Here is a 24,438-nt window from a genome sequence, read left to right as displayed (position 1 = left end):
TGACACAGCTATAAGGAATCCTGGTCACAAATCTTTATACCAAAATTGCTGATTTAGATTTAATGGAGCAACTATAGTTAGTTAGATTATTAGACGACGCAATAGACTTTATCTAACAATATAACAAATTAATGTAAATTAAACAATCCTATCCTTTAGCGGTCCCTAGACCATACCACCACCGGAATGAGTAATAAGGACAAAATCCCTCCAATAAGTGATAATGCGAGGTAACTTGAACCTGCCACAATCATTCCAGATAGTGCCCCGCCAGCAGCTCCTGACAACGCAATCAGAACATCCACTGTCCCCTGCGTTTTAGCTCGTGTGGCAGTATCAGTTGAATCTACAATAAGGGCAGTCCCGCTTATCAAACCAAAATTCCACCCTAATCCCAGTAAAGAAAGAGCAATGACGAGAAGAACCATAGAATCTCCCGGAGCAAATGCTGCTATTACACCTGCCAAAAGCAACGTTGTTCCAGAGGAAATAGCCATTGCGGTACGTCCCAACCTATCTACAAGAACACCTGTAACCAGTGAAGGGAGATACATAGCACCTATATGAAAACCAATAACAAGCCCTACTGCCCCCAAGTCATGCCCATGATGTCTCATATGAACCGGTGTCATTGTCATAATAGCTACCATTACTATTTGGGTAAGAACCATAACCGTTGCCCCAACGATTATCCCTTTTTTGTTTTCTGTATGCTCAGCTGCCGCCAAATGTCCTTTATCACCAGGCTCTTCATTTGCCGCTTCTATTGTTCTTGCTATAACTAATGGATCTGGACGAAGCATAATGAAAAGGACCACACCTGCTAACATATATGCTGCTGCGGCTAAAATGAAAGGGCCAGCAAGTGATGGAACACCAATAGAAAGAGCGAAATCCCCCATCACATTCACTAAGCTTGGACCTGCCACTGCGCCAAATGTAGTAAAAACCATCGTAATACTAACAGCAGTCGCCCGCTGCTTATGATTTGCTAAGTCTGTACCAGCATAACGGGCCTGTAAATTAGTGGCTGTACCTGCACCGTAAATAAGCAACGAAATAAATAACAAGAAAATACTATTTATGATTGCTGCCATAATAACGCCTATTGCTCCAAGTCCGCCAATCATAAAGCCAGCTGAAAGACCTGTTCGACGGCCATAACGTTGAGAAAGTCTTCCAACAATTAATGCAGATCCTGCTGACCCTAAAGTAAATAAAGCAGAAGGCAGACCAGCAAACGCATCAGTGCCAAGCATATGCTGTGCAATAAGCGCACCGACAGTCACTCCTGCCGCCAGCCCCGCACCGCCAAAAATTTGTGAGATACTCACAACGAATAGTGTACGCTTGTATAACGATTTTTGTTTTTCTGGTGAACTGATGTAGCTTTGTAATGAAGCAGTTTGAACATCTATTGCTTTTACGCTGTCCTTGTCTAACATCATCTGACCTTCCTTTCTAAAAGCCAATTTTGTATAAACCTCCCTCTAGATGTGGATCATCATAACACGCACAAAAAAGCCATACAATGTCTTAATTGTATGGCAAACAATATTAGGTAAGATCGTCTAGCAAACGTCTCAGGATCATTAATCCTTGTTCAAGCTCTTCAAGTGTTTTTGGTGCACAGACAGAAACCCTTACAGCCCTTTCAGGACAACTATTTCCCACTACAAAGCGTTCAGCCGCATACACTTGCACGCCATGTCGAGCAGCCAATTCTTCAAATTCGGCACCAGACATTTTACCCGGTAACAACAACCAACGAAAAATGCCTGTTTCAACACCTAAACATGTATATCCCGCAACATATCGGTTTACGAGTTGATTTCTGCGAATGGTTTGTTCACGATGACTCTCAATTAAGACTTCAAATTGATTTGATACAATTGTGCGAGCAGTAAGTTCAGCTAATAGCGGGGAAACGGTTATATTTAAATTATAAAGCGCCTTTGATATTGGCTCCTTATATTGTCTCGGCACTGCTACATAAGCCAAACGCAGACCTGGCGCTAACGATTTTGATAAACTTGCAATATGGATAACCTGTTGCGGTGCGAATGAGGCGAGTGCCGGAAGCGGATTTTTGTTGAGAAGATGGTACGATGCATCTTCAATAACAAATAGATTATATTTCTTTGCAATGTCTGCAACCATTCTTCGATTCTCAACAGACATAAAGGAAGTCGTCGGATTATGATAATCCGGGATCAAATACACACCTTTAATATTTTCGTTTTTACACGCATATTCAAGTGACTCCGGACTCATTTCATCGTTTTCTGATTTTATCGGTACGATTTGCACACTAAGCAATGATGCAACAGTTTTTAATCCAGGGTACGTATGATGGTCAACACCGATGCGGTCTCCAGGCTTACAAAGACTCGCCAAAGTCGCAGCAATCGCATTTTGTCCCCCATTTGCAAATAAAATGTGTTCAACAGTTGTTTCAAACCCGCCTCTTTGGATGAGCTTTACAGCTGCATCTTTTTGCCAAAGGCTTTCACCTGCCCGGCCATAGCTAAACCATTTTTCATAATCCTCCTCCTGAACCATGTTTTTTAGTTGGTGTAACAAGGGCTCATAGGAAGTGTGATCTGGAAGTATTGCTCCCATTTCAATTAAATGTTTCGGCTTTGTATCCTCAAGTAAATACGAATTCGATAACGCATCATACGATACAAATGTGCCGCTCCCTACAGTCGCACTTAACAACCCCTTTAACTCACACACTTTAAATGCTTTTGAAATCGTACTCACATTTAAATCTAAATAATCGGCCAATTCTCTCTGTGGAGGAAGTTTTGTTCCAGGTAATAAAACTCCGTTTAAAATATCCTGTTCCAATTGCCCTGCAAGTGCTTTATAAATAGGCTTTTCAGCTTTATCAATCGATGGCTTCCAGCTCATCGGATAGTTTTCAAAAGAATTGATAGGCATGATACGCATCCTTTTTCACTCAATTATATGAATGTGCTGCTTATAAGACAATTATAACTTTCTTTATTGATGCCTTTTTATGAACAGCATGCTTCAATAAAACCTGTACAAATACAAGTGAATCACTTACTTTATTTCATATAAGTCATCCTGCAAAACTGTGCACAGAATGTCGGATAAATACATTTCACTCCTGTTATTCTTTGGTTAAAGGAGGTCAAATAAATGGATTTGCTTAAAAGTATGAATAGGGCGTTAAAGTATATTGAAGAAAACCTCACTAACGATATTGATTTTCAAGAGGCAGCAAAGCTTGCTTTCTGCTCTGAATATCATTTTAAAAGGATGTTTTCCTTCCTTGCAGGTATTTCATTATCGGAATATATTCGTCGCAGACGTCTTACTCTTGCAGCTTTTGAACTGAAAGACAGCAATGTAAAAGTGATTGATATTGCAATAAAGTACGGTTATAACTCACCTGATTCTTTTGCACGGGCATTCCAAAATTTACATGGCATAAACCCATCAAAAGCCAGACTTAATGGCCATCCCCTTAAAGCTTATCCACGAATGACCTTCCAGCTAACAATTAAAGGAGGAAATGAAATGAACTACCGTATTGAAGAAAAAGAGGCATTTCGCATCGCTGGCATTAAAAAAAGAGTTCCTATTATTTTTAAAGGGATTAATCCGGAGATTGCATCTATGTGGGAAAGTTTAGATGAAAAAGCAATAAATAAACTAAAAGAGCTTTCTAATGTAGCACCATCAGGACTCATTAGTGCATCCACCAATTTTTCTGAAGGTCGGACAGAGGAAAAAGGAGAGCTCGATCACTATATTGGCGCAGCCACAACGAAACAGTGTCCAGATAACTTCTCACGGCTTGAAGTTCCTGCCTCAACGTGGGCTGTATTCGAATCAATCGGACCATTTCCGGATACACTGCAAGAAGTATGGGGACGTATTTATTCCGAATGGTTTCCATCGTCAAATTACGAACAAATAGAAGGTCCAGAAATATTGTGGAACGAGCATAAGGATGTAACATCACCATCTTTTAAAAGTGAAATTTGGATACCAATTACAAAAAAGTAATACGTTTTTCGATCAGAGAAGAAGAATTGAAGGTTCTTGAAGAAAAAATACCAAGGGCGTCAAAACCCTTGGTATTTTTGATACTGCCGAGAGGGCTCAAACTCCACCAGTGTTTTTCATTGCCGGACCGGTCATGTAAGCAAAAAAAGCCCCTATATATCCCGATTTGCATGATTCCTAATCTTTAATAAAGATTTTTCACTCTGCATAGAAGGCTCTTTATGTAAAGCCAATATTAAAGTTATCCCTATAATACAAATAGCACCAATCCATTGAAAAGAACCAAATGGCGCTTTTAACCAAACGACAGTTGTTACAACAGCGGATAGAGGTTCTAAGCTGCCTAATAGGCTTGTTTCTTTGGGAGAAAGGCTTTCCAAGCTTTTTATGAAGAACCAGAACGCAATCATTGTTCCAAATAATATCACAAATAAAATATATGCATACGCCTCAGCAGTTAATCGTTGAAAATCCAGTTGCCATGGCGGATGGATAAAACCCAATGCAAAACCGCCAATAATCATAGCCCAACCTACAACGACAAGAGAATCAAATTTATGTAATAAACCAACGGCATATAAAGTATAAAAAGCTGCCGCGAATCCTGATAAAACTCCCCATACTACTGCAGCTGCCGGCACTGAAAGTTGAGATATTGAACCATTTGTTAACAAAAAAAAGCAACCCACTAAAGCAAGTACAACAGTAATGATATCTTGTTTGGTAAGGACCGTTTGTTTTCGGAAAAGCGTGTAGATAATGACGATTACTGGGGATAAATATTGCAATAAAGTAGCAACGGCAGCATTCCCATGTTGAATGGATGCCATATATGTGTACTGCACAGCTAGCATTCCCAATAGGCCAAAAATAAGAAGCTGGCCAGCCGACGCTTTGTTTTTCCAAACCTCAATAACCTGAGACCGATCCTTTCTGAACAGTTGCAGCATTAAAAGTAACATTCCAGCCGTAAGCAAGCGTGTCGTTACAAGCCAATTGACATCAATTTGATATTCTTGAAAAAGTTTTTTGGCTACTGTGCCTCCAATTCCCCAACATGTCGCCCCTGTTATAACATAGAACAATCCCATTCTTCTATTGGAAGTATTCATACATGACTCCTCACTAATAAATATAATAATAGTGTTATAATAAATGCAAAACATGATAAAAAATACTTAAATCGAATGAAAAAATATAAATATATTGAGGTGAGAAGTCAGAATGAAGAATTTTGTGATCGATCAAAATTTAAAAGAATTAACAGAGCACCGAACAGTAGAATTACCAGTTGCCTGTTACAAGACAACGATCAATCAAAATATAAATGGCTATATTCCGCTTCATTGGCATGATGAAATCCAATTTGTTTTGATACTAAAAGGGATAGCTCTCTTTCAAATAAATGAAGAAAAAATAGAGGTTCACGAAGGGGATGGATTATTTATCAATAGTGGCTGCCTGCACATGGCAGAAGAAAAGGATGGCTCGGATTGTACGTATATTTGCTTAAATGTGTCACCCCATTTCGTTTTATCTCAAGAACTGTATTCAAGCTATGTTCAGCCTTATATGTTTTCAACCAATTTGTCCTATTTATTTTTGGATGGAAATCAACAGTGGGCAAAAAATATTCTAGATGCTGTTAAAAAAATAAATCAATTGATTCAACAAAAGACATCGCTCTATGAGATTGACATTACGATGCAATTAACGTTAATGTGGAAAAACCTGGTCGTTAATGGTTTTCAATTAGAGTACGATCAATCTGAAATGATAAAAAGTCATCGAATGAAACAAATGTTAAACTGGATCCATCTCCATTATGCTGAAAAAATCACATTAGAGGACATTGCAAAAGCTGGCCAACTGAGCCGTTCTGAGTGTTGCCGTTATTTTAAACGAATGCTGAATAAGACGCCATTACGTTATGTAATGGATTATAGAATTCAAAAAAGCTTATTATTACTGCAACACCCTGAATCCAATGTGACAGAAGTGTCTTATCAAGTTGGATTTAACAGTACCAGTTATTTCATAAGTAAATTTCAACAAGCGATGAATATGACGCCATTATCATACAAAAAAATGAATTTATAAAGTTTATTCTATTATTAAATGGAGTCCCCTTAAGGTGTTTACGGCTTTAAAACCAACATTGTATAATGATAGTCATTCTTAAAAATCGAGGTGATCATAACATGTTTTTAGCTCCACTATTTGAAAATGATGTTCCAGTAGCACTTCTCTGCCCTTAATGGAGTAAAGTGACTACTTCTCTCCGTTAGGGCATTTATTGACCTAATTTTAAATACGGAGGGAACAAAAAATGAAAAATACCCTGTTAGGTTCTATATATTTAGCTTTAGCCGCTAGTATCTGGGGTGGCATGTATGTTGTGGTTAAGGTTGTTGTCGCAGTAATTCCGCCTTTTGAATTGGTTTGGATCAGGTACGTCATCGCTATCCTTGCGCTTCTTATTGTTGGTTTAATAAGGAAACAATCTTGGAAAATTCATAAGCGCGATCTTTTATTAATTGTGGCCATTGGAATTGTTGGCAACACCATTTCAATTGTTACACAAGAATATGGAACGATGTTGTCTTCAGCACAAATGGGAGCAATTATTACGTCCTCCACACCAGCGTTCATGGTTATTTTTGCTCGTCTATTACTTAAAGAACCATTGAATATAAAAAAAGGAACTTCAATAATTTTAGCAACCACAGGCGTATTATTTATAGTTGGAAACGGACATATTGATACCTCTAATCAGCTTGGCGGTATTTCTCTGCTTGTTGCAGCACTTACATGGGCACTGATGTCAGTGCTTATCAAACGCGTGCCAAACAGCTATTCGCCTATACTTGTTACCACGTATTCAACTTTTGTGGCCATTGTGGCACTAACTCCTTTTGTAAAACCTAGCACGATTTTCACGCCACAACTGCATGACCCTAAAATTCTAGGTGGTCTTTTGTATTTGGGAATTGTTTCAACCGCTTGTGCTTTTTTATTGTGGAACCGCGGCTTACAATTATTAAATGCTTCAAGTGGAGGCCTCTTTTTCTTTTTTCAGCCTCTGGTTGGAACCTTACTCGGATGGATTCTGCTGGGAGAACAAATAGGCGGGACATTTTGGATAGGTTCGTTTTTAATTCTTAGCGGTGTTTTATTAGTCATTAAAGAGTAAGAAAAAGAGTGAATTCATAACAAAAAAAAGCAAACTATTTTATATAGTTTGCTTTTCAATTAACTTTGTTCTTTCCCCTTTACTTCTTTATGTTCTGGTCTTCATTTATAATCCCTCCTTTCTTTATTTTTCTTCTCACCTCAATACCATTTGAAGGTTGTCAATTTCCCTGATAATAATGCCAATTTGGTGGCAAAATGTTCATTATCAACAAACCTTTTTCTGTTCGCAAGATAAGTGAAAATGCATCATTAAGTAAGTGGGCCGTTATCCATATCAAATCGGTAAAGAAATTAGAACTTAATCATGTGCTTTAAATATTTTTAGCTGAAATTTCACGAATATCGTTCTTTCTTATCTACTCAAATCATTTCTGTAATGTCATTGAGCCAAGTCATGAATTCCTAAAGGAAATTGAATAACCCATTTTCAATGAAAAACTGATCTATGTTAATTAGTCGAAGTTTTAGGATATACACGGATCAATTGACCTTTTCCTTGATTGGAAATCCGACACGTTCCCTATTGTTTTTGCTTGATCTGTTTTTTTAAAAAAAGTTATTGACATAAAAAATTCGATCATGTTATTATTAAAAGTTTGATATCCCACCTCCATATATGGTAATCTTAAGAAGGTTACCATATATGGAGGTGGATGATATGTTTCAAATTGGCGATAACATTGTTTATCCAATGCACGGAGCAGGTATAATTGAAGCCATAGAAGAAAAAGAATTCTTAGAGGAAAAACAACAGTATTATGTCATAAGAATGTCAATCAGTAATATGACCGTTATGATTCCAACGCGTAAAATATTGAGTTCGAATATACGACCAGTTACCGATATACTTGCATTAAAACACATTATGCACATTTTTCAGCATGGAGAATCAGATAGGTTACTGCCATGGAAGCAAAGGTATAAAATAAACACGGACAAAATAAAAACGGGTGAAATACAAGAAGGCGCTGAAGTTGTACGTGATTTAATGCGTATGAAGAAAGAAAAAGCACTTAATGCAAGCGAAAAAAAAATGCTGGATAATGCATATGAATTTTTGATTAGTGAACTGGAAGTAATTAAAGGAATCACTGAAAAGCAAATAAAAAGTTTCGGTTAGATAGTGTATTGATCCCAAAAAATATTTCGGAATATTATGATGAAAAGCAAATCTTCTCCAACTTATGTTTAGAACATTAACGACCTCTTTTGTTATTCCTACATTCTAATCCATTTTTATTATTTACATTTCTTCTGCGAAGATTGAAGTTTTACCAAAAAACTCAATAAAATAGTCACTTGTTTTTAGTATCTGATTCACACTGGCACGGACAAGGAGCCGTAAGGATGGAAGAGAGGTAGGGCTTTCATTGTTTTAGGTATCTCTAAGTGATTATTTCCAGGAGAAAAAAACAATCGATCTCCTCATTATTTTTAAGAATTTCTTATATCCACTGCCACATTGAATAATAATTATTTATCTTCTTCTCATAAAAGAGATATGCGAGTTGATTACATCCAGATGAAACCATTTTTATAATTCATCTAATCTTACTTAAAGTAACGAACGTGAAAAAAGAAAGAGTTATATTTGAACAAAACATTAAATAATTTATATACATTCCGCATATTGTCAATCCAGTATGTTATACTGTAAACAAACCTTTGAAGTTTTAAATCTTTTTCTATACCTTGTAGCATCTCCCTACTCGAACGTTGAGTAGGGTTTTTTATTGAGTATGATATAGACATAAAAAAACAGGCCCTATATAAAGAGCCTGTTTGTATAAACGATTGAAGATTAAGCTTTTTGAACGTTAGCAGCTTGAGCTCCACGAGCACCTTGCTCAACGTCAAACGATACTTTTTGACCTTCGTCTAAAGATTTGAATCCGTCACTTTGGATTGCAGAAAAGTGTACGAATACATCGTCTCCATTTTCGCGTTCGATAAAGCCAAAACCTTTTTCTGCATTAAACCATTTAACTGTACCTTGTTCCATTTTTGTTGCCTCCTAGTGTGTAACCACACAGTATATACTATCCTTGCCCAAAGTATCATCAAGACGAAAAGTCAATCTTCATACTATCCTTTACACCGAACAAAAATAATTCTTCTTTATTATATCAGGAATCGGAAATAACTGCAAATTATATTTCTGATTTATTCATGGCATTATTTGTTAAACATGTGTATACCAGCGCAGAATAAGAGACCTATTAAAAACTTTGGTTTGAAAACACCGTGAAAAGTGAATCACGAGTGGCTTCAAACCTTTTTCTTTGCTTAATAATACTTCATTAATGGTTGTCAAAAAGCTCAGCTGTTTCTTGTTATCAAGAGCAAGATAATCTTTTAAAAGCAGGGCTGTTCACTTATAAAACTTTGTTTCTGCAGATGTTTCCAAACAGTCACTCATGGATATCCCCATACTTCATTCCGTTTTTTCCTCAAACAATCAATGTTCACGATCTAAATAAATCGATCCCCATGGCGGAGCATTGAGAGAGTTTGACCCGATAAAGTGCTGGGTATAATCTTCATACGCCTTTTGTATCCCGGCTGACTCTGCTAATAATAAACTGGAAATCAGTTTATTATTTACAATAATTTTACAGATGAATGGGAAGAATACTTATCATATATGGGGTGTATAACGTTGGGCCTCCAAAGGCTATAAAACGTTTTCTACACTTAGAAGATCACCAGGGAAGGGGAAACTTTTGAATATGAAAGAACAAAACCTAAGGACTTTGAGAAAACTGGTTACACCTTATGAAAAGTCCGATTTACACAAAAGCATTTGTCAAATCATTAACACATTGGTACCATTTTTCCTATTATGGTGTTTGGCATATAAGAGCTTGTCGATTTCTTATTTCCTTACGTTAGCGATTTCTGTTGTTGCGGCAGGTTTTTTAGTGAGAACCTTCATCATCTTTCATGATTGCTGCCACTATTCCTTTTTTAAGAACAGAAAGGCGAATCGAATCCTTGGAACATTAACAGGAATTCTGACTCTGCATCCGTTTGATCATTGGGCACACGACCATTCTGTCCATCATGCGACAAGCAGCAATCTGGACAAACGCGGTACAGGCGATATTTGGGTACTGACGGTAGAGGAATATAAAGAAGCCTCAACTAAGACAAAAATAATGTACCGTTTGTACAGAAATCCGTTTGTTATGTTTATTATTGGGCCGATTTACGTCTTCGGGATTGCCAATCGTTTTAATCGAAAAGGGGCAAAACGCAAAGAACGGATGAATACGTATGTAACGAACCTGGGGATCGTCGCTTTGGCAGCACTTTTATGTTGGGCTATTGGCTGGCAAAACTTCCTGCTGGTTCAGGTGCCGATTTTTATGATATCGGGCTCTCTCGGAATTTGGATGTTTTATATTCAGCATACGTTTGAGGATTCTTATTTTGAAGAAGATGAGCATTGGGAATATGTAAAAGCAGCAGTTGAAGGAAGCTCTTTTTATAAGCTTCCAAAAGTCATGCAGTGGCTAACAGGCAATATCGGTTTTCATCATGTTCATCATTTAAGCCCGAGAGTCCCAAACTATAAGCTTGAAAAAGTGCATAACAACACTGAACCATTGCAAAACGTTCCGACCATTACACTGGCAACTAGCCTTAAGTCGTTAAAGTTCCGCCTATGGGATGAAGAAGGCAAAAAATTTGTTGGTTTTAGCCACTTAAAAAAAGCTTCTAAAAGCCAAGTATCGGCGCGGCTAACAACGGATTAAATAAACTCCCCATAATCGCAGAATAAAAGTGCAGACTCGCGCAACGATGTTGTGCAGAGGTCAGCACTTTTTTAGTGGACTCCACAATGCGGTACAGCCGTATTTTCCGCAAAAAATAACACCAAAGATGGTTAAACCCTTGGTATTATTGGGGTGCGGCCGAGAGAACTTGAACCTTTACGGCTTATTCACCCCACTGGGCCCTCAACATTGTAAATCCATATCATTGATTATGAAAGCTTGTTTTCATTACATTTTCTAACTTCATTTTACTTCATTTCTAACGGTTTATATGAATTGTGGTTAATAATTGGTGAGCAGAGACACTATCTTTCTCGGTAATTGAATTTACAAAAAATCTTTTTTATATCGAACGGCTAGATAGATTGCTGAAGCGAAGAATGCAATAGAATACTTAAATAAGAAGAAAACTTGCCACATATATTCTTTTGGGAAAAGCAAGTCGCAAAAAATTAGTGCACATAACGTACAGAGGCTACCTTTTAAAGCGATTTGGTTTGTTCTTTCGTCAGTCTTACCCATTTTTTTAGTAAATACGAATGTCAGAATCAATCCGACTACAAGCAATACAAACCCACTGCCAATAAGAATATTCCAATTTCCCGGAGAATGTTCAGCCCAGGACTTTAAAGGAGAAAAAATTGCGTTAGTGATCGTATCTGTGATCGAATTCATTTTCATTTTTGATCATTTCCTTTCTCATAAGTAAAAATCTCGTTTACATCCACATTAAAAAATTCGGCAATTCGAAAAGCTAACAGCAGAGTCGGAACATAATTTCCTTTCTCCATTACAAAGATGGTTTGTTTGGAAACCCCGACTTTCTTTGCTAATTCTTGCTGAGACAATCTGGCAAGTACACGATATTCATAAACCTTATTTGAGATCGAATCACCAAAATCTTTCTTCATGACCATCACCTCTTGAACCAAATTATAAATCGACCTTATATAAAAGTAAAGTAAACTTATACAAAAACATAAAATACTTTTATGTTTACTAAGATTATTTTGATTTAATTATGGACCAGAATGCAGAAAGAACCTGACGAAAAAGGCTGACGAAAATTCGTCAGCCTAATCTTTGATATTCTGAATTTCTCAAATCTGTTTTCCATAAATAATATACCGCTTTGGTGCATTACCGATATATGAAAACGGGTAACAAGTTGTCAGAATGAGCTCCTCTTTGTTATGCTGCAGGGTAATAATAGACGTATCTTTTTGTCTACAATTTTTGTTTTGTCTATTTCATATGAAAAGCTCCCATATGGCAGCAGAACCTTTAATTGATCACCTTTTTTTAGTTCCCCTGTCCGGCGGAATACGGTAAGTATCCCGATGACCCGATAGAACAATTTGTCCGTTTTCATCTGGATAATAACTGCCTTTGTAGTGGCCGACTCCTTTTTCCAAATCATCCGCATCCGTTCCTTCTACAGTCCGAAGCTCTGCGTCTATTTTTGGAATCTCAAGGACACCGAGAAATTATGGACAAGAAATTGCAGCCCGTTGAGAGGATTTATTTTATTGTAAATGAACAATTTGGGAGCTGTAGATTTAGGAACTGTTAAGATACGCCCTGTAACTCTCTTTCCGAGTATCTACACTAAAAGCAACCATAAGTCATCAAGGGCGTTAGTCATTCGCAACATATAAACCTATAAAAAAAGAAAGCTCCTTTCCTTGAAATTAAGGATAAAGCCTTCTAACCTTATTTTATTATTTCAGCTAAGATTTAACTTCTTTATTCCTATCAATAAAGGTTACTACAACGCTAACTATGCTGATTAAAGTTCCTGCAATAGAAACAACAATGGTCAAAAAGCCATCGGGAATAAGAAATCCTATTGGAATGAGCCCCAGAAAGGTTAGAACGATAAAACATTGGTATACACCAGATACGATTCTTACAACCCAGTTACCAAAAAAGGACATGACTAACGGGGGAATGAATAAAAATACCACTATCCCAATTGATATCATTAATATTCGAGGCTGTTCAAATGAAATGACATTATCTCCAGGAGAATTTTTAGCAGCCACTAGCATAACAACTATAGACATAATTAGTGTGAGTAAAACCAGAAAAAATCTTTTTACCATCGTTATAACTCCTTTTTATAATTACTTTAAAACCGGGTTATCCGTCTTTTTCTATAACCATTTTATGTTCTCAATCAAAGTATATGCAGTCAAATTACAGCTAAAGTAATATTTATTACTACTTATCAAAACATAACATCCACAGACTATGCCGAATAATTAGCTGCTTTTCAGTTTAACTAATGCAAAAAGTATTCCTCATCTTACATTGTTAAGATTACACTAAATTTGTAAGGTATCTTAATTCATTTAACATAAATGATTTAGATGATGATATTAAATTTACTAATAAATAGATTAAAGGGGCGAGCTCGTAATTTAGTTAGTTAGCCAATTTTTGGGCTGACACAAATCGCCTGTACTTTTCATGGGTAAGCATTAATTGGTCATGAGTTCCTTTACCAGTAATCACTCCTTGGTCTAAGAAAATGATTTGATCTGCTTTTTTAATTGTTGCTAATCTGTGAGCTATTATTACTGTAGTTCTATTTTTCATTAATTCTTCTAGTGAATTCTGTATTTTTCTCTCACTCTCACTGTCCAAACTTGCTGTTGCCTCATCCAATAATAGAATATCAGGATCTTTAATAAAGTTTCTTGCAATATCAATTCGTTGACGCTGACCTCCTGACAACTTCACTCCTTTTTCGCCAATTATTGTGCTATAACCTTTATCTAACAACATAACAAATTCATGGCAATTAGACAATTTAGAATACTTAATAATTTCATCTTCACTAATTTCTCTTTTGATTCCATAAGTAATATTATCTTTTACGGTGCCATTTATCATTGCGTTGGTTTGCATTACATATCCAATTTTATTCCGCCAATCTGATAAGTTAAATTCGTTAATCGGTATTCCTTCGAGTGATATGCTCCCATTACTTGGGGGTAATTCATACAAACGTGCAATTAAATTGAAAATAGTACTTTTACCAGAACCAGACGGTCCTACAAAAGCAGTAACCTTTCTACTTGGGATATCAAAAGTTATTTCATTCAAAATCGGTTTATCATCATATTTGAAACTTACTTCTGAAAATTTCAAATTTTGATTGCTGAAATCAATATCTAAAGCATTCTTATTGGACTCTAGCTCTTCTTTGTGCTCAAGTAGAATTTCACTTAATCTTTGGCTAGCTCCTATCGCACGCTGATAGTCTGTAAGTAACGTTGAAAAATTAGTCAAAGGGCCTGATAATTGTATGACATAGAAAATCATAGCTACTAGGGTGCCAGCAGATATTACACCCGTTGAGACTCTTATACCGCCAAATCCCAGAATAATTCCTATAGTCAGTAAAAGGATGAGGCTAGTTAAAGGTTGTATAATTGAAATGATCTTAGACTCTTTTAACCCTAATTTATATATTTCAAAAAGGTTGTTATAAGCATTTTTCAATTCTTGATTTTCTGTATTAGATATCTTTACAAGACGTATTTCTGTTAAGACACGCCCTAATAAACCACTAAAGCTTGCGACTTCGGATTGTGCTTTTTTTGAGATTTTCCTTACCATTCCGCCTAAAGGGATAATTATTGCTAAAAATATAGGCACTATAATAAGAGTTATAAGAGTCATTTGCCAATCCATTCTTAATAAAATGATAACAGAGCCTAAAATAGTGATTATAGAAGGTATTATATTGGGTAATTTTTGAGATACAAAAGTGTTGATAACATTGGTGTCGTCTGTGATACGACTCATTATTGAACCACTCTCATTATTATCAAAGAAAGAGGTTTTTAATTTGATTATATGTTCCCAGAGCATAAAACGAATTGCCATAATCATTTTTTCACCAATTTTACTGAGCAAATATAACCCAATACCACTCAAGATCGCGTTAATTAAAAACATGCATAAAAAAATTACTATAAATCTCCAATCAAAGGTGTTCTCAGAAAATTTATCAACAACCTTACCTGTAAATAGAGGTATAAACAAACCACTAATGCTGCCTATAGATGAAATAGAAATAGCAAACAAAATTAATAATAATGGAAGTTTTATTTTACATAATAAAAAGAATAAGGGGTTTTTAGGTCTCATAATAATCTCCTTTTTTACTTCGGATATCCATATTCAAAAAAATATTAGAAAAGTTTCTACCTACACTCTTAATTGAGGGAGATAAATAATTAAGAGTTAGACTCAAATACTTTTTTGATGTTCATCACAGGGAGCCACATATAATTAGTATTGTTTATAATACCTTGTATTACGAGCAACAATCCTAATGAACCGGAAAATATATCATTTGATAAACGATACCCAAAGTCTCCAGGAGTATATATTTCGACCTTTCCTTTAAAGAGGTGTAGATCTAAAGTTTTCAAATTATCAGCATTTATACCCCGGTTATAATATTTATCAATTGCATTACTAACAGCCATTATCCCGGCAGTACCTCTAAATAATCCACAATTATAAAAACACTTCGATTTCGCTATTTTGTAAATACCTTCCAATTCTTTCTCCCATAAATCCTCCTTTAAAAGTAAACTTAATTCAATTAATGCCAATCCCACTCCAGCGCTTCCACCATCTAAATAAGGGACTACTCTAGTGATATCTTCTAATTGATAAACGCCGTAATCATCGAATTTACCAGTGATCAAATCTTTTTCAATAGCTTTTTTCGATAAAATAAGCCATTTATGATTTTTAGTTCTTTTATATAAAGAAGAATAAAAAAGTGAAACACCTGACCAACCATTAATAAGACCACGAGGTATTATATCCATATCATAAGGAACGATTGAAACGTCTTTTTCTAATAATTCCTCTAGCCGGTTTGCAATTTCTATAGATTTGTTAAGATATTTGATAGAGTCTTTTTCATATGAAAGGCCTAAAAAAGCTAAACCGATTCCAGATAGTCCGGATGATAACGTTATATCACTGTTATTTTTAAAATGATTAATGCTATCAAAAAGATGTTTTGCTTTGTCATAATAACCTGATTCCCATAAACTAGTGGCTATTCCAGCCTTGCCAGTTAATAGTCCATTTTCCATCTTCAATAAATCGTTTAAAGATTGATTACCTACCCATTCGTTTAGTTTTTTATTTTGTATATTTGTTCTATTAAAGGCTAATACAGCTCCAAAACCGCCAGTTAAGATATTAAATAATCCATTTTCTAATTCATACTGTCTAATATCTCCTGGGATTACCCTTTCATCAACAAACAAATTATTTATTATATTATTTTGAAGTAACATCTTTACTTCATTTAGTGACATTTCTTTAATATGGTTATGTTCAACATTCAATAAATCTTTAGCTGGATTTGCCTGAACTTGAGAACAAATTTTTTGTATTTTATTAATTATTTTTATAGCTTCGATGCCAAAATAATTTTCAATATATTTATCATGTGCCTCTAAAATTTTTGAAGAAATATCTTGAACTGGTCCGATAGGTAAAAATAAATATCTCGATATTCTTAGTAACGCAAACCAATCCGCTTGTTTTCTCGTCATATTAGGCCCGCCAGTAAAACCAAATGTTTTTAAACCCGATGGTACACTATCATCAATAAAACTTGCAGTCTCAAAGTCGATCAATCGTATATTTTCGTCTGATGTGATAATAATATTTGAGGGCTGTAAGTCTCCTATCCCTATTCCTTGATTATGTATTTCAGTTAGAGCATCTATTAATTGATTCAAAATTTTTAATACTGTTTTTAAGTATTCTTTATTTGTTTCATTCGTATAAAAAGGATATTTTGTTGCAAGCCAAGTTCTCAGTGATGTGCCTTCAATATATTCCTCTAAAATAAAATTATGTTCCCACGCCTTAAAAAAATCATATATTTTTACAGGGTAACGCGTTCCTTCAAGTTTTTTTAAAATCATCGCTTCATTTTTTATTCTTGTAAAGGCATCAATTCCCAGACTATCTAATCCAATGTTTGGCCTTCCTTCCTTAAGGATAACTTTTTTGTCTAGTTTATCTAGGGCTAAGTAGACTCCCCCTCCATTACTATAATGAATTGCATGGATAACCTCTATATCATCTAATGGAGTAGGTTCAGCTATTTCGTTTTCTAATTTATTATCCATCTCTCTTATTGGAGCAGGTTCAGTGATAAATTTGGGTATAGAATAATGAGGACTTCTTGAGTCTTCAACTAAGTCACCAGAAGGACTTTGAATAGCAAATACCTTTTTATTATTTTCATAATAATACATACTTAAAAATGCACCATATCTAAAATATACATTACTTTCGTACCATCTTTTATCAGTTAAAATATAAGGGCCTCTAGGAAGAGTATCTAGCAGACTGCTTAATATTTCTAACAAATTTAAAAATACTTGTTCATTTGGCGGGAAAATTGTAATAAACTTACCCGCAGCAGACCTATTGCTGTATTTTGAATTTTTAATACTTAATTCCCATAAGCTTTTAACGTATTTAAAAGAGATTTTGTAATCGAATAGGACATTTGATACAATTTCTAATGTTTTTTCTGCAGAATCTATTGTAGTACTTATATGTATCTTCCAACCTTGCATTGGAAGTTTATGCTCTTTGTTTATAACATGAATCCAATGATTTTCTCTTATGGTTTTATAATTATTAGGTATATTAGAAATATACAAAGCCGATTCCCTGTTAGGGGTATCGGGCTTTGTATAAAAAGAATTGTTTGTCGAGATAAAGTATTTGAAGTATCGTAAGTCCATATTTACAACCCTCTCAAGAGATTAGTTATTGCAAAAAGCTGCACTCATGGTACTGACAGGAAGAGGAGTTAAACAAAAAGCTATACTAGCAGGTGAAATAAGTGATTGACCTTCAACAGTTCCTGTCGCTCCTGCAGTATATACTGGACCACTTTCTAAGCTCTGCAATTTCAGGATATTACTGATTTGCTTTCCTCTTGACATTTCATCCAACTCCTTTTATATTTTTTAAATAGTTTATTGTATTTACTTTTTGGGTAATACAAAGAAAAGAGAGGATGATCCCCTCTCTTTTCTTTAAGTAGGGTTGTCCATAATCATTAGTTACCACAGAAATACAAACTAACTGTACTGATCTTATCGCAGCCTAAGCTTACTGATGATTTGCCTTTTAATAGAGTAACCTCTTTATCAAGCGCTTTATGCTGAAGTGATAATAACTTTTTCATTTGTTTTACCTCCTTTAGTCTAAACAGTGAGTAATCTTTAGTTACCGCAGAAATACAAACTTACTGTACTGATCTTATCGCAGCCTAAGCTTACTGATGATCTACCTTTTAATAGAGTAACCTCTTTATCAAGTGCTTTGTGCTGAAGAGATAATAGCTTTTTCATTTGTTTCACCTCCTTTAGTCTAAACAGTGAGTAATCTTAGTTACCGCAGAAATACAAACTTACTGTACTGATCTTATCGCAGCCTAAGCTTACTGATGATTTGCCTTTTAATAGAGTAACCTCTTTATCAAGCGCTTTATGCTGAAGTGATAATAATTTTTTCATTTGTTTTACCTCCTTTAGTCTAAACAGTGAGTAATCTTTAGTTACCGCAGAAATACAAACTTACTGTACTGATCTTATCGCAGCCTAAGCTTACTGATGATCTACCTTTTAATAGAGTAACCTCTTTATCAAGTGCTTTGTGCTGAAGAGATAATAGCTTTTTCATTTGTTTCACCTCCTTTAGTCTAAACAGTGAGTAATCTTAGTTACCGCAGAAATACAAACTAACTGTACTGATCTTATCGCAGCCTAAGCTTACTGATGACTTGCCTTTTAATAGAGTAACCTCTTTATCAAGTGCTTTGTGCTGAAGAGATAATAGCTTTTTCATTTGTTTCACCTCCTTTAATGAACTTGTCTATTTCAAAGAGATTCAGATTATTGTTTTTAGGTAACGGTAACCAACTACTCCATTTATCACTATCTATATCAGAAAGAGCAAGTAGTAATCCGCTGTTTCCTGTTTGTAAGTCTAAAGATAGTCGGTAACCATACTCTCCTGGACTTAAAATTCCTTCGTGTTTCTTATACAGGAGATAATTCCCGAGTGCTTTAATGGTATATTCTAATGAGCCTGTATTTACCCCTTCACATTTCATTGCATTCGCAAGAATAATCATTCCTCCCACACCTCGAAAGATGCCACTTGCAAATGTGCTATATAAGTCTGTAACATTAGTTAGTTTTTTGAATAGTTCAGTATTACTTTCTGTCATAAAATCAGGAAGATTTTTATTGAATTCAAGCATAATTAATGCAATCCCAGCTGCACCTTCACCAAGATATGGTATCAACCTTTTATAGCCCAATGAATATTCTTTTATTTGTGCTAATTCTAATTTAGAATCAATTTCAATGTTTTTGCTTATTTCTTTATTGAAAATTTCGCTAGCCAGCTTTATTAAGTCATTGTCATTTGTCGCCTTGCCTAACATTAGAATATACAAGCTGATTCCAGACCAGCCATTTAACAAGCCATACGGCATTGCATAAGGATCCCTTACAGTGATGGAGCAGTCTTCTTTATAGGCATCTATTATTCTATTTCCTATTTTTATAGAGCGATCTAGAAAGCCTTTTTTCTGAGTAATGCTATAAAAGGCAAGGTAGTTTAATCCAATTCCCGATAATCCGGAAAACAGTGTTAAATCTGAATCTTCAGTATCTGGCAAAGGCATTGTCTCTAACAGTTTAATTGCTTCTTCTTTATATCCAATATCGTATAAAACGGACAATATGCCTGAGATACCATTAAATAAACCGAGCGGGAAATTTTTATATGTTTCCGTGTCTAAATTCAATATTGTCTCCAATACATGATCAACCCATTGATAAACTGAATCGGATAGAGTCCCTGTTCTATCCAAGGCCATTATTCCACCAAATCCTCCATTAGCGATTGATAGACTGCCCATTTTTTCAATGAATTGCCTGATATCTCCGGATATTAAACTTTCTGACTTAGGTTTTAAATGACTCATAATTCCAGCTCGCAAACCTTCAGTTATCTCATTAACATTCTTGTAGTTTATTTTCATTGGTGGAATTGTTAAAGTAGCAGCTTCACTTAATTTCTTGATGGTTGGTAATGTCTTCTCTTGAATTTCTTGAATTTTATTTAAAACTGCATCCCCAAAATTCTCTCCAATCCATTTATCTTGATTTATTTCAATATCAATTGACAGATCAGATAAATTTTCTATCGGTAAAAATAAAAACCTGCAAATTCTAAGTAATGCATACCAATCTGCTTGCTCAAAAGTTTCTGCTTGATCCGTAACGTAACCAGGAGTCATTAAGGCGGGGGTGTATTTGCTTTCGGGAGTTACAGCAGTTTCTAGGTCTATTAATTTGATTGAGTAATCCTCTAATACCAATACATTATTTGGCTGTAAATCTCCGAGTGCAATCTTACTTCTATGAAGATCTTTTAAAGCATCAATCAACTGATCTATCACATGCATCATGCGTTCCATATAAATATCTTTATCTTCTTTATATGAAAACGGAAAGTTTTGAGATACATATTCCATAAGAGAAATTCCTGATACATGTTCTTCAATCAAATAGTTATTTTCCCAAATCTCAAAGTAATCGTAAAAATCAACTATGTAAGGCTTCTCACTTAATTGCTTTATTGTTTCAGCCTCTTTATAAATTCGTTTAAAACCATCTAGTTTCAACCGATCCAAACCTGAACCAAGTCTTCCTTCTTTCATAACAAACGTTTTCCCGTTTTTTTCAACTTTATATACTCCACCACCATTGCTAAAATGCAGTGCAGAAATAACATTGTATGAATCAAACTTCGATGTGTCTTCTTTATCAAGTTCTGCATCAACTTTTTTAGTCATGATTTGTATTTCAACAGGTTCTTCAACAAAGTCAGGAACTTCATAATATGGAGCACGGACATCTGGAATTAATGTGCCATCAGGTCGCTGAATTGCTGGAACATTTTGTCCATCTTTATTCACATACATAGATACAAATGCTCCATAACGAAAGAAGACATTTGAATACTTCCAGCGTTTATCATTCAATATATAAGGACCTTTTTTTAAAGCTTTAGTCAGATTATCTAAATCTGAAAGTAATGTTAGAAAAGTCTTGTTATCGTAAGGATAGATTGTAATGAATTTACCCGAAGATGCTCTGTCTCCGTTTTTAGAGTTTTTGAATAATAATTGCCTTTCATTAGGAACAAATTTAAAGGATATTTCATTTTCAATGAGATATGGAAGGACAATATCTAAAGTCTTTTGTGCCTCATCAATATCTGTAGTGATATGTATTTTCCATCCTTGTTTGGGCATCTTTTTCTTTGTGTTAATACAATAACTCCAATTAATATCCGTGTTTTGTTTCCACTCTTCAGAATTTAAGTTTGGGATACGATAATTGTTTACTATTTTATTCGGTGTTACCAATTCATAAAATAAATTGCCTGGGCTCAAAAACTCAACATATCTTAAATCCATCAAAATCCCTCACTTTAGGCTAGAATAATTTTTTCTTGCATCTCACTTGTCAATAACTTGTTTAGTATTCTTTCTGTATCTTTAGTCCAAATAGACGCCCAAACCTTATTTTTGAAACTTTTAATTCTTGCAGATGTAACACCAATCTGGAATTTTTCATTATCACTTTCAAAAAACCAAGGACCGCCAGATATCCCATGTTTAAGTTTGGATCTCATTCCAATAAGCTGCTCTTCTTTAAAAAGAGTTAAATCTAAATCTCCTTTAGAGTATTTCTTCTGAGATTTAAAAAATGAAATTGGGTAGCCTGCTAATGTAACCGCTTTATTATGCTCTTCTATCATCCCACTTAAATCAAAGTTAGGAATAAAAGCAACATTCCTCATGCTTTCAGGCAATTTAATCCATCCAAAAGCATAGTCATAAGTTAACCTATGAGTACTAATCCATTTTTCAGGTATTACTATATTTAGTACATCATATGATTCTTTCATTCCACAGTTCTCTACTTCTATTGATATGTTTTTAGCTATTTCATTACTGCCTACATCGTATAGGCAATGAGCTGCAGTAGCAACAAAGAATTCATCTTTGTATATGATAATAGATGCGCTACCTAATGAATTCACTTTTGATTTTCCTAATTGAAAACTAAGTTTACATATATTATCCATGACTCATTACCTTTCTATTTCTTTTTTTTCTTTTTTAGGCAATTTAAGTTATTTATATTGTAATACCCTATGGGAAATATTACAATGGAGAAAAGTGAAAATTTTCACTTTTTTTACAAAATCATAATCAAAAAGGAGGTGTTATAATGTCTGATAAAATTTTGTCACTTCAAAAATTATCAACGAAAAAAAGTGACAGCCCTGATAAAAAGTCAGTTCTCAGTATTTTTATTTGTGAGGGTGGTCAAGGCAGCTCAGTAAGTCTATACGCTTGTACTTCCATAGGTGGTTTTTAATGAAGATTTCCATTAGGTTTTTACTATTTCACAATCTAATGAATAAACTGGAGGTATAGCATTATGAAAAAAGTTCTTTCACTTCAGAAACTTTATGACACCGATATACCTAAGAGTAATAAAATTCAATCCAATGTGAGTATTGGCTGTTTAGGCAGAAGTAACATAAGTTTGTTTATTTGTTAATTTATAGTGAAGTTTATATCATCTTGCTGTCCTTAAAATTTTTAAGGGCAGCTTCTTTATAGCCCTTTTTATTTAGGTTATATCGTACAAATTAGATCAGAGGTTTGGAGGCGTACCAAAGTAGCCGTAGTTAACCAAGGTGTATGAATATGGAGCAGAAAAGTGAATTGCTACCATATGCAGGGGTTAATGGTATAGGTTTTACTCTGTGCAATCTATTCAAAAGAAAAAAAGAGAGCAAAGTACAGCTTCATTAATTCATCAGTTGAAATAAAATAACCTGCTCATCTAACCAGGTTATTGGGAACGCGACTGATAGAAGGTAGAGTTACGAGAATGGTGTCCGTTTAAGGAAGTTATAGAGGAAGATCGCCCATTCTTTTTATCAATATTGGACTAAGAATATCTAGTTTAGGGGGATAGAAAGCTAAATAAACAAGTACGGGTGGAAAACGCAAAAGATCTCCCCACAAAAAGATTTTAAACTTTACACAATCACCTTTGAATCTTTTTAGAGTTTGTATAGACTTTCTCTAATTTTAGTGACCTTATATGGACGACAATCGCATCGTAACTTGGAACCATTCTATATAGCTCATTGACATATATTTGCATCATGTATTTTCCTAGTACTCAGTAATTAAGATAATCTCTTTTTTCATAATTACCTATCAAATGAATAGATGTTTTCCTATTCGTTCCCTTCACATTCTCTCTTTAATAAACAAGTCCCTCTTTGCTATTCACATGATTTTATAGTAGCGGTTCTTAAATTGAGAAGGAGTTTAACCAACCTGACTTCACAGCTAAAGTATTCCCATGTCAAATTGTTAATTGATCAAAGAGAAGATTATATCACAATAAAAGAACGACTTGGACATGCTCCCATCAGAACAACAACTGATTTTTCTTGCATCTCTTTTCCAATAAACAAAAAGAAACTGCTGATAAGCTGGATGCATTATTCTAACAAGTGGGTAAAAAGGAGTAAACCTTAAAATTATAAGAGAGCATAAAAAAATACCAAAGGTCTACAACCCTTGGTATCATTGATGCGGCCGAGAGGACTTGAACCTCCACGGGTTATTCACCCACTAGGCCCTCAACCTAGCGCGTCTGCCATTCCGCCACGACCGCGTGATCATTAAATTGTGTTTGTGCTGGTTTAGTAGGCTCTTAACCTAGTAAAACCGATTTGCGTGCACTTTGTAAATAAAGTGCGGGTGAAGGGACTCGAACCCCCACGTCGTAAGACACTAGATCCTAAGTCTAGCGCGTCTGCCAATTCCGCCACACCCGCAAAAAGACAAATGGTGAGCCATGAAGGACTCGAACCTTCGACCCTCTGATTAAAAGTCAGATGCTCTACCAACTGAGCTAATGGCTCTTACTATTAGATTTCAAAAATAAAAATGGCTGGGCTAGCTGGATTCGAACCAACGCATGACGGAGTCAAAGTCCGTTGCCTTACCGCTTGGCTATAGCCCAACGAAATGGAATGACCCGTACGGGATTCGAACCCGTGTTACCGCCGTGAAAGGGCGGTGTCTTAACCGCTTGACCAACGGGCCGATGGTTGAGAACTTATATCGAAATCTTATGGCGGAGAAGGAGGGATTTGAACCCTCGCGCCGCTTACGCGACCTACACCCTTAGCAGGGGCGCCTCTTCAGCCACTTGAGTACTTCTCCAAT

25 protein-coding genes, 6 tRNA genes and 2 pseudogenes are annotated in these 24,438 nt (G+C 35.3%); 8 read left to right on the top strand and 25 right to left on the bottom strand.

Annotated elements, in window-relative coordinates:
- Window positions 1-155: 155 nt before the first annotated feature.
- Both NX903_RS02290 and NX903_RS02285 read right to left on the bottom strand, forming a co-directional pair.
- A complete protein-coding gene (locus NX903_RS02290) occupies window positions 156-1,448 on the bottom strand; it encodes an MFS transporter (RefSeq protein ID WP_086344571.1) in 1,293 nt (430 codons plus the stop codon).
- A gap of 109 nt (window positions 1,449-1,557) precedes the next feature.
- Entirely contained in the window at window positions 1,558-2,946 is a 1,389-nt protein-coding gene (locus tag NX903_RS02285; RefSeq protein WP_144486938.1) for an aminotransferase-like domain-containing protein, read from the bottom strand.
- Between the two features lie 225 nt (window positions 2,947-3,171).
- On the opposite strand from NX903_RS02285, the gene NX903_RS02280 reads away from it, so the two are divergent.
- Window positions 3,172-4,044: an AraC family transcriptional regulator gene (locus NX903_RS02280; protein ID WP_086343490.1), complete on the top strand. Its 873-nt coding sequence runs from the start codon at window positions 3,172-3,174 to the stop codon at window positions 4,042-4,044.
- 152 nt (window positions 4,045-4,196) lie between these two features.
- Here NX903_RS02280 and NX903_RS02275 read toward each other — a convergent pair whose 3' ends face one another.
- Window positions 4,197-5,156, bottom strand: a complete 960-nt coding sequence (locus tag NX903_RS02275) for a DMT family transporter (RefSeq protein WP_086343489.1) — start codon at window positions 5,154-5,156, stop codon at window positions 4,197-4,199.
- Window positions 5,157-5,268: 112 nt separating this feature from the next.
- Here NX903_RS02275 and NX903_RS02270 point away from each other — a divergent pair, with 112 nt between their 5' ends.
- From NX903_RS02270 to NX903_RS02260, 3 genes are all read left to right on the top strand, one after another.
- Window positions 5,269-6,144, top strand: a complete 876-nt coding sequence (locus NX903_RS02270; protein ID WP_086343488.1) for an AraC family transcriptional regulator — start codon at window positions 5,269-5,271, stop codon at window positions 6,142-6,144.
- A 229-nt stretch (window positions 6,145-6,373) separates the two neighbouring features.
- On the top strand, window positions 6,374-7,237 hold the full coding sequence (locus NX903_RS02265) for a DMT family transporter (protein WP_128740047.1): 864 nt from the start codon (window positions 6,374-6,376) through the stop codon (window positions 7,235-7,237).
- 660 nt (window positions 7,238-7,897) lie between these two features.
- Entirely contained in the window at window positions 7,898-8,359 is a 462-nt protein-coding gene (locus NX903_RS02260) for a CarD family transcriptional regulator (protein ID WP_024572643.1), read from the top strand.
- Window positions 8,360-9,040: 681 nt separating this feature from the next.
- Here the strand turns inward: NX903_RS02260 and cspC are convergent.
- A complete protein-coding gene (gene cspC, locus NX903_RS02255; RefSeq protein WP_003234247.1) occupies window positions 9,041-9,241 on the bottom strand; it encodes a cold shock protein CspC in 201 nt (66 codons plus the stop codon).
- 456 nt (window positions 9,242-9,697) lie between these two features.
- The gene (locus NX903_RS20925; RefSeq protein ID WP_349891409.1) at window positions 9,698-9,829 is read right to left on the bottom strand and encodes a molecular chaperone TorD family protein; all 132 of its coding nucleotides are present in this window, start codon (window positions 9,827-9,829) and stop codon (window positions 9,698-9,700) included.
- A 139-nt stretch (window positions 9,830-9,968) separates the two neighbouring features.
- Here NX903_RS20925 and NX903_RS02250 point away from each other — a divergent pair, with 139 nt between their 5' ends.
- The gene (locus NX903_RS02250; RefSeq protein WP_015482841.1) at window positions 9,969-10,997 is read left to right on the top strand and encodes a fatty acid desaturase; all 1,029 of its coding nucleotides are present in this window, start codon (window positions 9,969-9,971) and stop codon (window positions 10,995-10,997) included.
- A gap of 348 nt (window positions 10,998-11,345) precedes the next feature.
- Here the strand turns inward: NX903_RS02250 and NX903_RS02245 are convergent, their stop codons facing one another.
- The 14 genes and pseudogenes from NX903_RS02245 to NX903_RS02180 all read right to left on the bottom strand — a co-directional run bounded on the left by NX903_RS02245 (window position 11,346) and on the right by NX903_RS02180 (window position 22,217).
- On the bottom strand, window positions 11,346-11,699 hold the full coding sequence (locus NX903_RS02245; RefSeq protein WP_029317379.1) for a hypothetical protein: 354 nt from the start codon (window positions 11,697-11,699) through the stop codon (window positions 11,346-11,348).
- Window positions 11,696-11,929, bottom strand: a complete 234-nt coding sequence (locus NX903_RS02240; RefSeq protein ID WP_003240464.1) for a helix-turn-helix transcriptional regulator — start codon at window positions 11,927-11,929, stop codon at window positions 11,696-11,698. The genes NX903_RS02245 and NX903_RS02240 overlap by 4 nt, the downstream gene beginning before the upstream one ends.
- Window positions 11,930-12,118: 189 nt before the next feature.
- A pseudogene (locus NX903_RS02235) lies at window positions 12,119-12,487 on the bottom strand (sortase).
- A 261-nt stretch (window positions 12,488-12,748) separates the two neighbouring features.
- Window positions 12,749-13,123 carry a hypothetical protein gene (locus NX903_RS02230; protein WP_029317380.1) on the bottom strand — a complete coding sequence of 125 codons (375 nt, stop codon included), beginning with the start codon at window positions 13,121-13,123 and terminating at the stop codon, window positions 12,749-12,751.
- 322 nt (window positions 13,124-13,445) lie between these two features.
- Window positions 13,446-15,179, bottom strand: coding sequence for an ABC transporter ATP-binding protein (locus NX903_RS02225; protein ID WP_029317381.1), 1,734 nt, complete (start codon window positions 15,177-15,179; stop codon window positions 13,446-13,448).
- A gap of 89 nt (window positions 15,180-15,268) precedes the next feature.
- The gene (gene lanKC, locus NX903_RS02220; protein WP_029317382.1) at window positions 15,269-17,827 is read right to left on the bottom strand and encodes a class III lanthionine synthetase LanKC; all 2,559 of its coding nucleotides are present in this window, start codon (window positions 17,825-17,827) and stop codon (window positions 15,269-15,271) included.
- Window positions 17,828-17,848: 21 nt separating this feature from the next.
- Window positions 17,849-18,031: a hypothetical protein gene (locus NX903_RS02215; protein ID WP_029317383.1), complete on the bottom strand. Its 183-nt coding sequence runs from the start codon at window positions 18,029-18,031 to the stop codon at window positions 17,849-17,851.
- Window positions 18,032-18,147: 116 nt separating this feature from the next.
- The gene (locus NX903_RS02210; protein WP_187290712.1) at window positions 18,148-18,276 is read right to left on the bottom strand and encodes a class III lanthipeptide; all 129 of its coding nucleotides are present in this window, start codon (window positions 18,274-18,276) and stop codon (window positions 18,148-18,150) included.
- Window positions 18,277-18,313: 37 nt separating this feature from the next.
- A complete protein-coding gene (locus tag NX903_RS02205; RefSeq protein WP_187290710.1) occupies window positions 18,314-18,442 on the bottom strand; it encodes a class III lanthipeptide in 129 nt (42 codons plus the stop codon).
- Between the two features lie 36 nt (window positions 18,443-18,478).
- Window positions 18,479-18,607, bottom strand: a complete 129-nt coding sequence (locus tag NX903_RS02200; RefSeq protein WP_187290712.1) for a class III lanthipeptide — start codon at window positions 18,605-18,607, stop codon at window positions 18,479-18,481.
- Window positions 18,608-18,644: 37 nt separating this feature from the next.
- Complete coding sequence (locus tag NX903_RS02195) at window positions 18,645-18,773, bottom strand: class III lanthipeptide (RefSeq protein WP_187290710.1); 129 nt, start codon at window positions 18,771-18,773, stop codon at window positions 18,645-18,647.
- Between the two features lie 36 nt (window positions 18,774-18,809).
- Entirely contained in the window at window positions 18,810-18,938 is a 129-nt protein-coding gene (locus tag NX903_RS02190; protein WP_187290712.1) for a class III lanthipeptide, read from the bottom strand.
- On the bottom strand, window positions 18,901-21,588 hold the full coding sequence (lanKC, locus tag NX903_RS02185; protein WP_214284339.1) for a class III lanthionine synthetase LanKC: 2,688 nt from the start codon (window positions 21,586-21,588) through the stop codon (window positions 18,901-18,903). The genes NX903_RS02190 and lanKC (NX903_RS02185) overlap by 38 nt, the downstream gene beginning before the upstream one ends.
- Before the next feature lie 14 nt (window positions 21,589-21,602).
- Window positions 21,603-22,217: a trypsin-like serine peptidase gene (locus tag NX903_RS02180; RefSeq protein ID WP_224912735.1), complete on the bottom strand. Its 615-nt coding sequence runs from the start codon at window positions 22,215-22,217 to the stop codon at window positions 21,603-21,605.
- Between the two features lie 191 nt (window positions 22,218-22,408).
- Here NX903_RS02180 and NX903_RS02175 point away from each other — a divergent pair, with 191 nt between their 5' ends.
- The 3 genes and pseudogenes from NX903_RS02175 to NX903_RS02170 form a co-directional block, all read left to right on the top strand.
- Window positions 22,409-22,558 carry a hypothetical protein gene (locus tag NX903_RS02175; protein ID WP_153801663.1) on the top strand — a complete coding sequence of 50 codons (150 nt, stop codon included), beginning with the start codon at window positions 22,409-22,411 and terminating at the stop codon, window positions 22,556-22,558.
- Window positions 22,559-22,621: 63 nt separating this feature from the next.
- The gene (locus NX903_RS20920) at window positions 22,622-22,744 is read left to right on the top strand and encodes a class III lanthipeptide (protein WP_187290709.1); all 123 of its coding nucleotides are present in this window, start codon (window positions 22,622-22,624) and stop codon (window positions 22,742-22,744) included.
- Between the two features lie 809 nt (window positions 22,745-23,553).
- Window positions 23,554-23,714, top strand: a pseudogene (locus NX903_RS02170) (tyrosine-type recombinase/integrase); the annotation flags it as partial.
- Window positions 23,715-23,797: 83 nt separating this feature from the next.
- Here the strand turns inward: NX903_RS02170 and NX903_RS02165 are convergent.
- From NX903_RS02165 to NX903_RS02140, 6 genes are all read right to left on the bottom strand, one after another.
- Window positions 23,798-23,881: transfer RNA gene (locus NX903_RS02165), tRNA-Leu, on the bottom strand.
- An 81-nt stretch (window positions 23,882-23,962) separates the two neighbouring features.
- Window positions 23,963-24,044: transfer RNA gene (locus NX903_RS02160), tRNA-Leu, on the bottom strand.
- 11 nt (window positions 24,045-24,055) lie between these two features.
- Window positions 24,056-24,131 (bottom strand) — tRNA-Lys (locus tag NX903_RS02155).
- A 26-nt stretch (window positions 24,132-24,157) separates the two neighbouring features.
- Window positions 24,158-24,232 (bottom strand) — tRNA-Gln (locus NX903_RS02150).
- Between the two features lie 11 nt (window positions 24,233-24,243).
- Window positions 24,244-24,315, bottom strand: a tRNA-Glu gene (locus tag NX903_RS02145).
- A 29-nt stretch (window positions 24,316-24,344) separates the two neighbouring features.
- Window positions 24,345-24,435 (bottom strand) — tRNA-Ser (locus NX903_RS02140).
- Window positions 24,436-24,438: the final 3 nt, after the last annotated feature.

The sequence above is a fragment of the Bacillus sp. FSL R5-0576 genome (assembly GCF_038004765.1).
In the GTDB taxonomy this organism is placed as follows: Bacteria; Bacillota; Bacilli; order Bacillales; family Bacillaceae; genus Bacillus; species Bacillus subtilis.
This window is presented reverse-complemented; position numbering and strand designations above follow the sequence as displayed.